The sequence below is a fragment of the Streptomyces violaceus genome, assembly GCF_036014075.1.
GTDB classification, from domain to species: domain Bacteria; phylum Actinomycetota; class Actinomycetes; order Streptomycetales; family Streptomycetaceae; genus Streptomyces; species Streptomyces violaceus.
Window position 1 is genome coordinate 8547152 of record NZ_CP107911.1, and the last position, 15663, is coordinate 8562814.

Below are 15663 nucleotides of genomic sequence, written 5' to 3' on the forward strand. Positions count from 1 at the left end.
TGCGCGGCGACCGCGCACGACTGGAGACGGCGCCTGGGCACCGGCCCCTGCCGTGCGGACCGGCCGCTTGCCTCGACACCTGCACCGCAGAGCCCGCTGCCCGGCCCGCCGACGACGGCTGATGAGCCCGTCGCCTGCCGTCGACAACCGTTGAGCCTGCCGCCCGCTTCGACATCGGCGGCCGTTGAGCCCGCCGCGCGGATTGGCGTCGGCGAGGCCGGAAGGGCCTGCTGCCGGGCCCGCGGGGCGGCGGTGGCCGGCGGACGAGGGCCGTTGAGCCTGCGGCCCGCTTCGACGTCGGCGGCCGTTGAGCCCGCCGCCCGCCTCGATGCCGGCGGCCGTTGAGCCCGCCGCGCGGATCGCCGCCGTCGCCGGCCGATGAGCCCGCCGCCCGGCCCGACGCCGACGGCTGCAGAGCGCCTCCTCCCGGACCGACGCCTCCACCCGAGGCCCGGCCGCCGTCATCTGGCCGACCCGGATCACCCCGTGTTACGAAGAACCATGACCGCACCCGAGGGACCCCGCGCACACCGGACGTACGACGCCGTCATCGTCGGCGGTGGCCACAACGGCCTGGTCGCCGCCGCCTACCTGGCCCGGGCCGGCCGCTCCGTGCTGGTCCTGGAGCAGCTGGACCACACCGGAGGCGCGGCGGTGTCCACCCGGCCGTTCGCCGGGGTCGACGCTCGACTGTCCCGCTACTCGTATCTGGTCAGCCTGCTGCCCAAGAAGATCGTTCGTGACCTCGGACTGGACTTCCGCGTCCGCACCCGCACCGTCTCCTCCTACACGCCCGCCGAGCGCGACGGCCGGCCCACCGGGCTGCTCGTCGGCGGTGGCGAACGGCGGACCAGGGAGGCCTTCGCCCGGCTCACCGGCTCGGACCGCGAGTACCGGGCCTGGCAGGAGTTCTACGGAATGGCCGGCCGCGTCGCCCAGCGGGTCTTCCCGACCCTCACCGAACCGCTGCCCACACGGGAGGAACTCCGCGACCGACTCGACGACGAGCAGGCCTGGCGGACGCTGTTCGAGGAGCCGATCGGTGTCGCCGTCGAAGAGCGTTTCGCGGACGACCTGGTGCGCGGAGTGGTCCTCACCGACGCGCTCATCGGCACGTTCGCCGACGCCCACGACCCCTCGCTGAAGCAGAACCGCTGCTTCCTCTACCACGTGATCGGCGGCGGCACCGGCGACTGGGACGTGCCGGTCGGCGGCATGGGCGCCCTCACCGACGCACTGGCCGACACGGCACGCGCCGCGGGCGCCGTCCTCGCCACCGGCCACGAGGCCCTGCGCATCGCCACGGACGGCCGAACGGCCGAGGTCACCTACCGGACGGCCGAGAGCGAGGGCACCGTCACCGCCCGCCACGTCCTGGTGAACGCTTCCCCGCAGGCCCTGGCGGAACTGACCGGCGACACACCCCCGGCTCCCGCCGAGGGAGCCCAGCTGAAGGTGAACATGCTGCTCAAGCGGCTGCCGACGCTGCGGGACAGCGCCGTCGACCCGCGCGAGGCGTTCGCCGGCACCTTCCACATCGCCGAGGGCTACGGCCAACTGGCCACCGCCCACGCCCAGGCCGCCGCCGGTGATCTGCCCGCCGCGCCGCCCTCCGAGATCTACTGCCACTCGCTGACCGACCCGACCATCCTCGGGCCCGACCTGGCCGAGCAGGGCTACCAGACGCTCACCCTCTTCGGGCTGCACACCCCGGCCCGCCTGTTCGAGCGGGACAACGACGCCGTACGCGAGGAGCTGCTGAAGTCGACCCTCGCCCAGCTCGACGCGCATCTGGCCGAACCGCTCGCAGACTGTCTGGCCACCGACGCGGACGGGCGGCCCTGCATCGAGGCCAGGACCCCGCTCGACCTGGAGCGGGACCTCGGCCTGCCCGGCGGCAACATCTTCCACCGCGAGCTGAGCTGGCCCTACGCCCAGGACGGCACCGGCCGCTGGGGTGTGGAGACCGGCCACGCGAACGTGCTGCTGTGCGGTGCCGGAGCGGTGCGCGGCGGCGGAGTGAGCGGGGTGCCCGGGCACAACGCGGCCATGGCGGTGCTGGAAGAAGCCCTCCAGTGACTCCTCAGTCCGCCGACGGCGTCCATCCCACCGCCTGAAGGCGCGACGCGTCCGCCGGGCGCGTCTCGTCGAACAGCACGCCGCCCGCCGTCTCGACCCGCAGCGCGTCCACGTAGCACCCGCGCCCGGCATAGAGCCGGTCCGTCGCGTACCGCCAGCGCAGGGCGAGCCCGCGCGCGGCGGGGACATCGGCGGTGAGCCGGTGCCAGACGCGGCCGGACCAGCCGGTGACCGAGCCCGACGGATGCCGCCGGGGATCCTCGCCCCGGCGGGACGTCGTGAAGGGCACCGGCTGCCAGGTCGTGCCGCCGTCGGCCGTGGCCTCCAGGACCAGGACGTCGGCCTTCGGCTCGGTGTCCCACCACAGCGCGCAGCGCAGCCGTGCCCCGCCGGTGGACGTGTCCAGCGCGGGGAGAGTGAGCGTCGCCGTCGCGGAGACCGCCATCCCGGAGAACCAGGCACCGCGACCCCGCACCGGCCGGACCGGCACGGCCCGTGCCAGGTTGTTCGCGGCGGCGACCCGAGGAGCGGACCCGGAACGCCAACTGCGTACCGGATGTACGGAGTTGCCGAGCACGACGAGGAAGGAGTCGGTGGTCGGGTCGAGCACCAGCGACGTGCCCGTGAAGCCGGTGTGCCCGGCGGTGCGCGGCGTGGCCATCGCGCCCATGTACCAGTGCTGGTAGAGCTCGAAGCCGAGGCCGTGCTCATCGCCGGGGAAGGCGGTGTTGAAGTCGGTGAACATCAGCTCCACCGACTCGGGCCGCAGGATCCGCGCCCGCCCGTAGACACCGCCGTTGAGCAGCGTACGGCCGAGGACCGCGAGGTCCCACGCGTCGGAGAAGACGCCCGCGTGGCCCGCGACCCCGCCGAGGCTGAAGGCGTTCTCGTCGTGCACCTCGCCCCACACCAGGCCCCGGTCCAGGCCGGACCACGGAGGGCGTGCGTCCTCCGTGGCCGCGATCCTCGGCCGCCAGGAGGCTGGCGGGTTGTAGCGGGTGCGGCGCATGCCGAGCGGCGCGGTGATCTCCTCCCGCAGGAGGGTGTCCAGGGAGCGGCCCGTGATCCCTTCCAGCACGAGCTGGAGCGAGACGAGGTTCAGGTCCGAGTACAGATACGCCGTGCCCGGAGCGCTCACCGGCTTCTCGTTCCAGATGAGCTCGAGCTTCTCCTCGTACGTCGGCGCGCTGTACAGCGGGATCCAGGCGCGGAAACCCGAGGTGTGCGTGAGGAGCTGACGGATCGTGATGTCCTGCTTGCCCGCGCGTGCGAAGTCCGGCAGGTACGAGGCGACCTTCGCCTCCAGCGCCAGCCTGCCCCGCTCGATCTGCTGCACGGCGAGGATCGAGGTGAACAGTTTCGACACCGACGCCAGGTCGAAGACGGTGTCCTCGGCCATGGGGATCTGCTCGTCCGGCGGGAACTCCACACCGGCGTCGGTCTTCTCGTCGTAGGCCCGGTAGCGCACCGCCATCCCGAGGGGCCGGTGCAATGCGACGGTGCCGCCGCGCCCGGCGAGCAGGACGGCGCCCGCGTACCAGGGGTGCGCGGGGGAGGGGCCGAGGAACGCCTCGGCGTCGCTGACGAGCCGGCGAAGGTGCGAGGGGAGCAGGCCGGCGCGTGCGGCCGAGCCGTGCCGCAGGGTGGGGTGGTGACGTGTCGCCGGGGCGGCCGCCGCGGGCCCGGCGGGCAAGGAGGCGAGGGCGAGCGCACCGCCCAAGGCCAGGGCCTGCCCGCCCAGTTGCCGCCGGGTCGGTTCAGCGGTCGCCGCTCTGTCTGCTGCTCCCTCGGTCACCGCACGCCCCTTCGCCTCAACCGTCTCGCATGTCCCCGGAAGTATGTCCGCCGCACGCCTCCACGAATCTGACCGAGAATCTGACGGGGTATCAGGAAACCCCTTCCGTCCTCCGGAGGACTCCGGCATCCTGCGCCCATGCAGACGGAGCTGAGCCAGAAACTGGGAATCGAGCACGCCGTCTTCGGCTTCACGCCGTTCCCCGCTGTCGCCGCGGCCATCAGCCGGGCCGGCGGCTTCGGCGTGCTCGGCGCGGTCCGCTACACCGCCCCCGACGAGCTCAAACGCGACCTGGACTGGATCGAGGCGCACGTCGACGGCCGGCCGTACGGCTTGGACGTGGTGATGCCGGCGAAGAAGGTCGAGGGCGTGACCGAAGCCGATGTCGAGGCGATGATCCCCGAGGGGCACCGGCAGTTCGTCCTGGACACCCTCGCCAAGCACGGCGTGCCCGAACTCGCCGAGGGCGAGGCGTCCGGATGGCGTATCACCGGCTGGATGGAGCAGGTCGCCCGCAGCCAGCTCGACGTCGCGTTCGACTATCCGATCAGGCTCCTCGCCAACGCCCTCGGCTCCCCGCCCGCCGACGTCGTCGCACGCGCCCACGACCAGGACGTGCTCGTCGCCGCGCTCGCGGGCAGTGCCCGGCACGCCCGCAAGCACAAGGACGCCGGGATCGACATCGTCGTGGCGCAGGGCTACGAGGCCGGCGGCCACACCGGCGAGATCGCCTCCATGGTGCTCACCCCCGAGGTCGTCGACGCCGTGGCCCCGCTGCCCGTGCTGGCCGCCGGCGGCATCGGCAGCGGACAGCAGGTGGCCGCCGCACTCAGCCTCGGCGCTCAAGGTGTGTGGCTGGGATCCCTGTGGCTGACCACCACAGAAGCGGACCTCCACTCGCCCGCCCTGACCCGCAAGCTGCTCGCGGCCGGCTCCGGCGACACCGTCCGCTCCCGCGCCCTGACCGGCAAGCCCGCGCGCCAGCTGCGCACCGAGTGGACCAACGCCTGGGACGACCCGGCCGGGCCCGGCACCCTGCCCATGCCGCTGCAGGGCCTGCTCGTCGCCGAGGCCGTCTCACGCATCCAGAAGCACGAGGTCGAACCGCTGCTCGGCACCCCGGTCGGGCAGATCGTCGGCCGGATGAACAGCGAACGCAGCGTCCAGGCCGTCTTCGACGACCTCACCCGCGGCTTCGAACAGGCCGTGGACCGCATCAACCGCATCGCCGGAAGGAGCGGCCAGTCGTGAGCACACCCGCAGTGGGCTTCTGGGCCCAGGCCACACAGGACCCCGGCCGCACCGTGCTCGTCGCGCCCGACGGCGAGGAGTGGACCGCCGGGCGCCTGCACGCCGCCGCCAACCGGCTCGTGCACGGCCTGCGCGCGGCCGGGCTGGAACGCGGCGACACGTTCGCCGTGGTCCTGCCCAACAGCGTCGAGTTCCTCACCGCGTATCTGGCCGCCAGCCAGGCCGGGTTCTACCTCGTCCCGGTCAACCACCACCTCGTCGGAGCGGAGATCGCGTGGATCGTCTCCGACTCCGGCGCCCGGGTCCTCCTCGCCCATGAGCGCTTCGCCCACGCGGCACGCCACGCCGCCGACGAGGCCGGCCTCCCGGCCACCCACCGGTACGCCGTCGGCACGGTCCAGGGATTCCGGCCCTACGCGGAACTCCTCGACGGGCAGTTCGAGTCGGCGCCCGCCGACCGCACCCTCGGCTGGGTCATGAACTACACCTCGGGCACCACCGGCCGCCCGCGCGGCATCCGCCGTCCACTCCCCGGCAAACCGCCGGAGGAGGCCTACCTCGGCGGCTTCCTCGGCATCTTCGGCATCCGGCCCTTCGACGACAACGTGCACCTGGTGTGCTCGCCGCTCTACCACACGGCCGTCCTCCAGTTCGCCGGCGCGTCCCTGCACATCGGCCACCGGCTGGTCCTGATGGACAAGTGGACGCCCCAGGAGATGCTCCGCCTCATCGACCGCCACCGCTGCACCCACACCCATATGGTCCCCACCCAGTTCCACCGCCTGCTGGCCTTGCCCGACGAGGAGAAGGACCGCTACGACGTCTCCTCCATGCGGCACGCCATCCACGGCGCCGCGCCCTGCCCCGACCACGTGAAACGGGCCATGCTCGACTGGTGGGGCCCCTGCGTGGAGGAGTACTACGCGGCCAGCGAGGGCGGCGGCGCCTTCGCCACCGCCGAGGACTGGCTGAAGAAACCCGGCACCGTCGGCAAGGCCTGGCCCATCAGCGAACTCGCGATCTTCGACGACGACGGCAACCCGCTGCCGCCGGGCGAACTCGGCACCGTCTACATGAAGATGAACACCGGCGGCTTCTCGTACCACAAGGACGAGGCCAAGACCCGCAAGAACCGCATCGGCGACTTCTTCACCGTCGGCGACCTCGGCCACCTCGACGAGGACGGCTACCTCTTCCTGCGCGACCGCAAGATCGATCTGATCATCTCCGGCGGCGTCAACATCTACCCGGCCGAGATCGAGTCGGCCCTGCTCGCCCACCCGGCCGTCGCGGACGCCGCCGTCTTCGGCATCCCGCACGACGACTGGGGCGAGGAGGTCAAGGCGGTCGTCGAACCGGCCCCCGGACACCGGGCCGGACCCGCCCTCGCGGCCGACCTCCTCGACCACTGCACACACCTGCTCGCCGGGTACAAGCGGCCCAGGAGCGTCGACTTCATCTCCGAGATGCCCCGCGACCCCAACGGCAAGCTGTACAAGCGGCGGCTGCGGGAGCCGTACTGGGAGGGCCGGAACCGACCGGTGTAGGCGGCGGTGCGGCTTTGGTCGCGCGGCCGGGCACGGGCGTCATCCTTTGGTCGGCGCCCGCTCGCCCTCCGGCCGATGTCCGGCCGTGCCCCGCTTTCCTAGCTTGACCTCATGACGATCGCGACCGAAGAGGGACCGCTGCGGCGAGGGGCGGTCCGGCCCGGCGAGCGGGCACTCGCCCCCGATCTCGCCCGCGGGATCATGCTGCTGGGCATCGTGCTGTCCAACACCGCCTTCCACCTCTGGGCGGCCCGGCGCGGGCCCTCCGGATGGCAGCCCGTGGACGGCTCCTGGCTCGACCACGCCGTGCAGTTCACCATGATCATCGTGCTCGACCTGCGGGTCTATCCGCTCTTCGCCTTCCTCTTCGGCTACGGCATGACGCAGCTCTACCTCCGCCAGACCTCCGCCGGCACCGACCCGCGCGACGCCGCGAGAATCCCGCGCAGGCGCAGCCTCTGGCTGATCGTCATCGGCCTGACGCACGCCGTCCTGCTGATGGCGGGGGACATCATCGGCTTCTACGGAGTCCTGAGCCTCGTCCTCGGCCTGGCCTTCCTGCGGCGCGGCGAACGCGCCCTGAAGTGGTGGATCTGGATCGGGGTCGCCCTGATCGTGCTCGTCTCGGCCGGGCCCGCCCTCTCGGCCCTGCTCCGGGGCGAACTGGGCACGTTCGGGGACGCCGAGGCCGACCCGGGCTTCACGGCGTACGCATCGCAGGAGGGGAACTGGCTCACCGCCGCGGGCACCCGGCTGCGGACCGGACTGTTCGTCACCTTCGTCGCCGCCCCGCTGACCCTCGTCGGCGGCGGGTACATCCTCTTCCTGCTCGGCTTCTGGGCCGCGCGCCGCCGCATCCTGGAGGAACCGGGCCGCCACCGCACACCGCTGCGCCTGACGGCCGTGCTCGGCATCGCGGTCGGCTGGCTCGGCGCGCTGCCCGCCGCACTCGCCCACATCGGCGTCCTGCACGTGCCGGACGACATGCAGAGCGAGTCCGGAGCGCTCATGGTGCTCCGCGACATCACCGGCAACGCCGCGGGCCTCGGCTATGTCGCGGCCGTCGCCCTCTTCGCGCACTGGTGGACCACCCGCCGGCCCCGGCGCGGTGCGACAGCCATCGCCGCGGTGACCTCCGTCGGGAAGCGGTCCCTGTCCTGCTACCTCGCCCACTCGCTGCTCTTCGCCCCGGTGCTGGCCGCCTGGGGACTGGGCCTCGGCAAGCATCTGGGCAGCGCCACCATGGCGCTCTTCGCGTTCGCCGTCTGGCTGGTCACGGTGGCCGGAGCGTACGCGCTCGAACGCGCCGGCCGCCGGGGTCCCGCCGAAACGGTGCTGCGCCGGCTGATGTACGGACGCCGGGCGGGATGAGCGGGGTGCCGCCCCACCGGGAGCGGCACCCCACCGGCACGGTCAGCGCCGTTCGTGCACCCGGACGACCTTCAGCTTCGGCGAGGACAGGATGTCCTTCTCGCAGAAGCGCGACGTCACCCACTTCTCACCCGAGAACAGCCGCGTCTGATCGGAGAAGTGCGGCGACTCGGGGTTCGAGGACTGGGAGTAGGTCAGCAGGGTGCGGGCCACCGGGCAGCGACTGCCGTCCCAGCCCACCGCCTGGAGGTGACTGGAGCCGAACGGCACTTCCGTGTAGCCACCGCCGGCCGCGTCCCACGTCGGCTGGATCACGTTCCACACACCGAGCTGCCCCGCACCGCCCGGCACCGGAAGGCGCTTGCCGTCGCGGACGACGAACTGGTGCGCGCCGAGCGGCGCGTCGAGCGCGATGCCCGCCGCCCGCAGTTCCTCCACCGTGTCGGCGAGCGCGGTGGCGAGGCCGGGAGCTTCCGTGTTCAGCGTGTTCGGGGTACGTACCGGATCGGCCGCCGAGAACGGCACCTTCCACAACTGGCCCGGTGGCACCGCCTGTTCCAGCCTCCGCCAGAACCGGTCGAAGAGCAGCGCCCCCCGGCTCCCGGTGTCCATGGTGCGGTCCCAGGCCTTCAGCACCCCGCAGGCCTCCGACACGTCGACGGGTTTGCCGTCGCTGCCCGTCGCCGTACCGCCGGGCAGCGCGGCGCACGCCCGTGCCACGTCCTCGGCGGCGAGATCCCCCGCGGGCACCCGGTTGGCGAACTGCTGGCGTTGCAGGTCGCGTACGGTCAGCCGGCCCTTGTCCGCCATCGCCGCCACGTCCTCGATCCCGCCGCGCGTGCGCAGGCCGAGCTGGGTGCCCACCGTGCCGAAGACCCGCTCGTAGCGGGTGATCGGCCGGTCGGCGTTGGTCATCCACGCGGTGCCGTTCGAGTTCTCCACGTACGGCGCGTTCTTCAGCGTCGGCATCCTCGCCGGCCCGAAGATGCCCGGCCCCACGGCGTCGGGGTCGCTGCCGAGGGCGCAGTCGCCGCGCGAGCCGTCGAGGATCGCGATGCCGGACGCCGGATACGTGGTCCTGCCGAGCTCCGTCGAGCAGCGCTCCGCCAGCCCGTCGGTTATTCGGGGGAGTACCTGGGACTGGGTGTAGAGGGAGTGTCCCGCCCGGTCGGCGGCGATCGTGTTCACCCACGGAATGCCCTGGTGCCGCGCGAGGGACGCGAGGACCTCGTCCGTGCTCCGTGCCTTGCTGAAGCCGAGCGAGGTGTCGGAGAAGCGGAGGTTCGACGCGTTCGGGTCGTACAGGGCGTACGCCGTGGTGCTGGTCCACGGCAGCGGGACCTGAGAGTTGAGCGAGGTGACGACCGGGCCGAAGCGGGTCCACCACTGGGTGCGGGTCACCGGCGCGCCGTCCTTCACCGCGACCGTCACGGTCCGCTTCCTCATCCGCTCCGGCTTGCCGTCCACGAGGTACGTCCTGGGATCGGCCGGATCCAGGTTCATCCGGTGGAAGCTGGCCGGAATACCGGTCGAGACGGTGTGGCTCCACGCCACCTGTGCGTTGAACCCGACGGAGATCGCCGGGGTGCCGAGCAGGGAGCCACCGGACACGTTCAGCTCGCCGGGGATCGTCTGCTGCGACTGCCAGAACCGGCGCCCGCCCTCCCAGGGGTAGTGGGGGTTGCCCAGCAGCAGACCGCTGCCGTTCGCCGTCGTGTCGCCGCGGAACGCGACCGCGTTGGAGCCCATGCCGGAATCGCCCCACAGCTCGTCCGCCGCCTTCGCCACGGCCTTGGCGTCCGGCTGGCGAGAGGAGGGGCCGCTCCCGGCGCTCGTGGCTCCGGTCGGGGGCTTCGCGGTCGTGATCGTGTCCACGAAGCGCCCCTCGCCGGAGATCGAGGCGAGGGCGAGACCACGGGCGGCCACGTCGAGCTCGGTGACCGGCCGGACCCAGGAGGCGCCCGCACAGGCGGGATCCGTGGTCTTGTTCTTCTTCAGCCAGGCGTTGTACCCGGCCGCCCAGCCGCGCATCATGCCCCGGACCTCGCGGCTCGGCCCCACGGGAGCGGGCTCGGCGAGCACCTTTTCCACGGTGCGGCTCTCACGGACCCCGCGGAAGTACAGATCACTGGCGAGGTTCGTCCTGGCACCGGAGAGGGCGCCGTCGGCTGCCGTGTCGGCGCCGAAGTGCCGGGAGCGCTCGCCCCGCAGGGTCACGAACCCGTCGGCGAGCGTGCAGACCTCGTCAGCGGCCTGCGCCCAGCCCGTGCCGAAGCCCAGGTCGGTGTAGTTCTTCGCGAGGATGTGCGGAATGCCGTACTCGGTGTAGCGGACGACGGCGGACAGGCCGTCGCGGGAAGGGTGCTGCTCCGCTCGCCCCTGGCTCGGGGCGGCGGCCGCGGGTAACGCGGACGCGGCCGTGAACAGGGCCGTGGCCCCGAGAACGAGGTGTCTCAGGCGGCTGCGCATGGTGCCCTCCAACATCGCTGAGGGAAAGGAGACTTGACCGTACAAATGTTCTTGGTTCATACGTCAGTACCATCACGCTGGACGCCGCCGGCGGCGGCAGGGTTGAGCCGGTCGGTCCTTGACCTCCCCCGGGCGGTCGACCGAGGATCACTTGTCATGACGACGCCCGGACACGGCAGCACGGTCGACGGAGTCCTACGGCGCAGCGCCCGGCGCACACCGGCGCGCGTCGCGGTGGAGTACGGCGACCGCACCTGGACCTACGACGAACTGGACACCGCCGTCTCCCGCGCGGCGAGCGTCCTCCTCGACCAGGGCCTGTCCCCCGGGGACCGGGTCGGCGCCTACGGCCACAACTCCGACGTCTACCTGATCGCCTTCCTGGCCTGCGCCCGAGCGGGCCTGGTGCACGTACCCGTCAACCAGAACCTCACCGGCGACGACCTCGCCTACATCGTCGGCCAGTCCGGCAGCTCCCTGGTCCTCGCCGACCCGGACCTCGCCGCCCGGCTCCCCGAGGGCGCACGCACGTTGCCCCTGCGCCAAGCCGACGACTCGCTTCTCGCGCGGCTGGCGAAGGCGCCCGCGTACGACGGCCCAGAGCCGCGCACCGAGGACCTCGTGCAACTGCTGTACACGTCCGGGACGACCGCGCTGCCCAAGGGCGCGATGATGACCCACCGGGCCCTGGTGCACGAGTACCTGAGCGCCATCTCGGCTCTCGACCTCAGTGCGGGGGACCGCCCCGCGCACTCGCTGCCCCTGTACCACTCGGCGCAGATGCACGTCTTCCTGCTGCCCTACCTCGCGGTAGGCGCGACGAACATCATCCTCGACGCACCCGACGGCGACCGGCTCCTCGACCTGGTCGAAGCGGGCCGCGTGGACAGCCTGTTCGCCCCGCCAACCGTCTGGATCGCCCTGTCCAACCGCCCCGACTTCGCCACCCGCGACCTGAGCGGCCTGCGCAAGGCCTACTACGGGGCGTCGATCATGCCGGTCCCGGTACTGGAACGGCTGAAGGAACGCCTCCCGAAGCTGGCCTTCTACAACTGCTTCGGCCAGAGCGAGATCGGCCCCCTCGCCACGGTCCTCGCCCCCGAGGAGCACAAGGGCCGCATGGACTCCTGCGGCCGTCCCGTGCTGTTCGTCGAGGCGCGTGTGGTCGACGAGGACGGGGAGGCCGTACCCGACGGCACCCCCGGCGAGATCGTCTACCGCTCCCCACAACTGTGCGAGGGCTACTGGGACAAACCCGAGGAGACCGCCGAGGCCTTCCGTGACGGCTGGTTCCGCTCCGGCGACCTCGCGGTCCGCGACGCGCACGGCTACTTCACGATCGTCGACCGGGTGAAGGACGTCATCAACTCCGGCGGTGTCCTGGTCGCCTCACGTCAGGTCGAAGACGCCCTGTACACCCACCCCCAGGTCGCCGAGGCCGCGGTCGTCGGCCTGCCCGACGAGCGCTGGATCGAGGCCGTCACGGCCGTCGTCGTCCCACGCGGCGAGGTCACGGAGGCGGAACTGATCGACCATGTCCGCGAGAATCTGCCTCACTTCAAAGCGCCGAAGAGAGTGCTCTTCGTGGACGAACTCCCGCGCAACGCCAGCGGGAAGATTCTCAAGCGTGAGCTCAGGAAGGACCTCGGAGGCGGGACGGGGTCGGTGGCATCCGGGTAGCGGCACGAGGGGCACAGGAGGCCCGGGAACCCGCCGAACACCTCGGGGCCTGCCTCTCGCCGGCTCCAGTCGGGCACGGGCACGGGAAGACCCCCTGGCCGCTGTCGTCGACACCCGAGACGTTCGTCGAGTACCGGGCTTCGATGCCCGGCTGTCCGACATGGCGTCGGACCCGGACACGGATCCGGGGCCCGACCAGCGCGGCCGCCGGGCGATCGTCAGCACCTTGGAACTCTCCCCCGACCTGCGGTCCATGCACTCGCTCTGACAACTCTGTTGCGACCGGTCGCGCTTGCGTCCGATCATCGACGGCATGCCGATCTTCAGCGCCCCGGACGGGACTCGACTCACCTGCCACATACGCGGTGAGGGTGAGCCGCTGGTGGTGTTGCCCGGCGGCCCGATGCGGGCCTGCGCGTACCTCGGGAACCTGGGCGGGCTGGACGTGCACCGGCAGTTGGTCCTTCTCGATCTGCGCGGCACGGGGCGGTCCGACGTGCCGACCGATCCCGCGACGTACCGCTGCGACCGGCTGGTGGATGACGTCGAGGCGCTGCGGCGACACCTGGGTCTGGAGCGGATGGACGTGCTCGCGCACTCGGCGGGCGGCAGCCTCGCCATGCGCTACGCTGCCCGGCACCCGGACCGGCTGGGACGGTTGGCGCTGATCACCGCCATCCCATGGGCACTCGGCGTGCCCGCGACGCCCGAGGACCGGCTGGCTGCGGCCCGGCAGCGCGCGTCGGAACCCTGGTTCGCGGACGCGTTCCCGGCGTTCGAGGCCTGGCTCTCCGGCACCGGCGACTTCGACCCCGTCTTCGTCCCGTTCTTCTACGGGCGGTGGGACGACACCGCCCGGGCCCACGCCGACCGGGAGGGGGACGAGACCAACGACGACGCGGCGGAGGTGTACGGAGCGGACGGCGCATACGACCCGGACGGAACACGGAGCGGGCTCGCCCGGGTCACGGCACCGGTACTCGTCCTGGCCGGAGAGATGGACGGTGGTCCGAGCCCCGCCCTCGCCCGGCGCACCGCCGACGCCTTCCCGGCGGCCGAGTTCGCGGTGCAGCCCGGCGCCGGTCACTACCCGTGGCTGGACGACCCGGAGTGGTTCGCGCGGCGCGTGACGGCCTTTCTCTCCGGACGGGAGTGAGCGTCCTTCTGCTGTCGGCAGAGCAAGCCCGGCCGACCGCGACCCCTCGCTAGCGTGCCCGCATGGACACCGATCAGCGCACCGTACAAGCGAACGGCATCACTCTGGCCTACCGCGTCTGGGGACCGCAGGACGCGCCGCCCGTCCTGCTCCTGCACGCCCGCGGGGCCGATGGTGCCGACTGGTCGCAGATCGCCCCCGCACTGGCCGCCGGGCCCCGCCGGATCTACGCCCCGGACCTTCGTGGGCACGGCCGCAGTGACTGGCCCGGCGACTACGCCTACGAGACCATGCGCGACGATGTCCACGCCTTCCTCGGCGCCCTCGGCATCGCCCGCGCCGACGTCGTGGGCCACTCCCTCGGCGCCGCCGTCGCCTACCTGCTCGCCCAGCACAGCCCGCAACTGGTACAGCGCCTTGTGCTGGAGGACGTGCCCGCGCCCTTCCCGCTGGATCCGCCGCGCCCGCCCGCCGAACGTCCCGACGGGGAGCTGCCGTACGACTGGGCGATGATCGTCGCCACCGACCGACAGCGCAACGCCCCGAAGCCTGTGTGGTGGGACCATATGGGGCGGATCACCATGCCCACGCTGTTGATCGGTGGCGGGCCGAGCAGTCTGATTCCCCAGGAACAGATCGCCGCCCTCGCCGACACGCTTCCCGACGCCCGGCGCCTCACCATCGACGCCGGGCATCTTGTGCACGAGGTTCGGCCCGAGGAGTTCCTCGCGGCCGTGGAGGAGTTCCTCAGCTCTGCGGACCGTACGCCGTCATGAAACGGTCGCGGAACTTGTCCATGCCCCACCGGGGAGCGTTCTCGGCGGGCTTGAGGCCGTCGGTCCAGCCCCAGTCGGCGACCCGGTCCAGGACCTTCTCGTCCTTGGCGACGATGGTGATCGGCACGTCCTTGCCGGTGTCCCCGGCGGTGACGGTCGGCACCGGCTGGTGGTCGCCGAGGAAGACGAGGACCGTGTCCTCGTCGCCGTAGCGCTCGAGCCACTCGGTCAGGCTCCGGATCGAGTACTCGATGGCCTTCCGGTACTCGGTGCGCACCTTCTCCGGGTCCTTCCAGACCTCCGTGGGGTTGGTGCCCTCCTTCTTGATCTGGTGGAACACCGAGCCGTCGCCGAGGTCCTCCCAGTCGATCATCCGCGCGATGGGCGACCACGGGTTGTGGCTGGAGGCGAGGATGATCTCCGCCATGATCGGCTCACGGTCCTTCTTGCCGTGCTCCAGACGCTGGAAGGCCTCCATGCTGAACTGGTCGGGCACGGGCGTCCAGCTGAAATACGGGCCGTGATAGCCGAGGTGTTCGGAGTCGTAGATGTGGTCCAGGCCGAAGTACTTCCCCTCCGGCCAGGCCCGGCGCACCCCGGGCACGACGCCGACGGTCCGCCAGGCGTTCGTCTTGCCGAAGTAGTTGGTCAGCGTCATACGGTCACTGGTGGTCAGGCTGCGGTACCGCTGCTGGTTCTTGATCCACAGCCCGGACAGGAACGTCGAGTGGGCGAGCCAGCTGCCCGCGCCGGTCACCGGCGACTGCAGCCAGCCGCTGCGCGACTCGAACCCGGCCGCCTTCAGTGAGCTGGTGCCCTCCTTGAGCACCGAGTCGATCTGGGGCGCCATCGCCGGGTCGTCGATCGCGACGCGGCCGTAGCTCTCGATGAAGGTGAACAGCACGTCCTTGCCGCGCAGCCCCGTGAGCAACTGGTCGGGCGGCGTCTTCGCGAAGGCGTCCACGGCGGCCTGCTTCTGGAAGACCCGCGCGTCCTTCAGGCCCGCGCGCACCTGGTCGACACGGTTGCCGAGGAACTCGGCGTTGCCCTTGGTGGCGAAAGGCACGCTGCCGACCTGCACGCCCAGAGTCATGGCGGTGATCCACGCCGTGCCGAGGACCAGTGTCGTACGGGCGGCGATGTGACGATGGCTGACCATCAGGTTCGTCAGCCGCACCATGGCGAGCGTCGTGAGGACCAGCACCGCGATGAACAGGACGATCACGCCGACCACGGCCAGTACCTGGCCGGTACGGCCGAACGTCTCCCTCAGGAAGTCCGTCGCGTTCTCGATCAGTATCCAGTCCAGGACCAGGTCGAAGGGCCGGGCCAGCACCTGGTAGAAGCCCATGTCGACGAACTTCAGGATGGTGACCAGCCCGAGGAACGCACCCGAGACGACCGCCGTGATCCGCCGGGGCCGCGGCGGCAGCGCGAGCAGCAGGCCCGCGAGCAGCACGCCCTCGGCGGGAATGCGGACGAACGAGGCGAACTCGATCTTCTCCATCTGGTTGGGCACGAGGAGCGCGAAGAACACGA

10 protein-coding genes are annotated in these 15663 nt (G+C 71.7%); 7 read left to right on the plus strand and 3 right to left on the minus strand.

Annotation, left to right across the window (positions count from 1 at the left end; genetic code table 11):
* The first annotated feature begins 501 nt into the window (after positions 1–501).
* Positions 502–2079, plus strand: coding sequence for a phytoene desaturase family protein (locus tag OG542_RS38510; protein ID WP_328417232.1), 1578 nt, complete (start codon positions 502–504; stop codon positions 2077–2079).
* Positions 2080–2083: 4 nt separating this feature from the next.
* Here the strand turns inward: OG542_RS38510 and OG542_RS38515 are convergent, their stop codons facing one another.
* Positions 2084–3874, minus strand: coding sequence for a serine hydrolase (locus OG542_RS38515; RefSeq protein ID WP_328417234.1), 1791 nt, complete (start codon positions 3872–3874; stop codon positions 2084–2086).
* A gap of 138 nt (positions 3875–4012) precedes the next feature.
* Between OG542_RS38515 and OG542_RS38520 the strand changes: the two genes are divergently transcribed.
* The 3 genes from OG542_RS38520 to OG542_RS38530 all read left to right on the plus strand — a co-directional run bounded on the left by OG542_RS38520 (position 4013) and on the right by OG542_RS38530 (position 8043).
* Positions 4013–5125 carry an NAD(P)H-dependent flavin oxidoreductase gene (locus tag OG542_RS38520; protein WP_328417236.1) on the plus strand — a complete coding sequence of 371 codons (1113 nt, stop codon included), beginning with the start codon at positions 4013–4015 and terminating at the stop codon, positions 5123–5125.
* Positions 5122–6672 (plus strand): acyl-CoA synthetase, encoded by a 1551-nt coding sequence (locus OG542_RS38525; protein ID WP_328417238.1) that lies wholly within the window; start codon positions 5122–5124, stop codon positions 6670–6672. The genes OG542_RS38520 and OG542_RS38525 overlap by 4 nt, the downstream gene beginning before the upstream one ends.
* Positions 6673–6783: 111 nt before the next feature.
* Complete coding sequence (locus OG542_RS38530; protein WP_328417240.1) at positions 6784–8043, plus strand: DUF418 domain-containing protein; 1260 nt, start codon at positions 6784–6786, stop codon at positions 8041–8043.
* 42 nt (positions 8044–8085) lie between these two features.
* Here the strand turns inward: OG542_RS38530 and OG542_RS38535 are convergent, their stop codons facing one another.
* Positions 8086–10512: a penicillin acylase family protein gene (locus OG542_RS38535; protein ID WP_328417242.1), complete on the minus strand. Its 2427-nt coding sequence runs from the start codon at positions 10510–10512 to the stop codon at positions 8086–8088.
* A gap of 156 nt (positions 10513–10668) precedes the next feature.
* Here OG542_RS38535 and OG542_RS38540 point away from each other — a divergent pair, with 156 nt between their 5' ends.
* The 3 genes from OG542_RS38540 to OG542_RS38550 all read left to right on the plus strand — a co-directional run bounded on the left by OG542_RS38540 (position 10669) and on the right by OG542_RS38550 (position 14124).
* Positions 10669–12192, plus strand: coding sequence for an acyl-CoA synthetase (locus OG542_RS38540; protein ID WP_328417244.1), 1524 nt, complete (start codon positions 10669–10671; stop codon positions 12190–12192).
* Positions 12193–12505: 313 nt separating this feature from the next.
* Entirely contained in the window at positions 12506–13348 is an 843-nt protein-coding gene (locus tag OG542_RS38545) for an alpha/beta fold hydrolase (RefSeq protein WP_328417246.1), read from the plus strand.
* Positions 13349–13410: 62 nt separating this feature from the next.
* Positions 13411–14124: an alpha/beta fold hydrolase gene (locus tag OG542_RS38550; protein ID WP_328417248.1), complete on the plus strand. Its 714-nt coding sequence runs from the start codon at positions 13411–13413 to the stop codon at positions 14122–14124.
* On the opposite strand, the gene OG542_RS38555 is transcribed toward OG542_RS38550, so the two are convergent.
* The gene (locus tag OG542_RS38555) at positions 14096–15661 is read right to left on the minus strand and encodes an alkaline phosphatase family protein (protein ID WP_408057830.1); all 1566 of its coding nucleotides are present in this window, start codon (positions 15659–15661) and stop codon (positions 14096–14098) included. The two genes, OG542_RS38550 and OG542_RS38555, sit on opposite strands and share 29 nt — an antisense overlap.
* Positions 15662–15663: the final 2 nt, after the last annotated feature.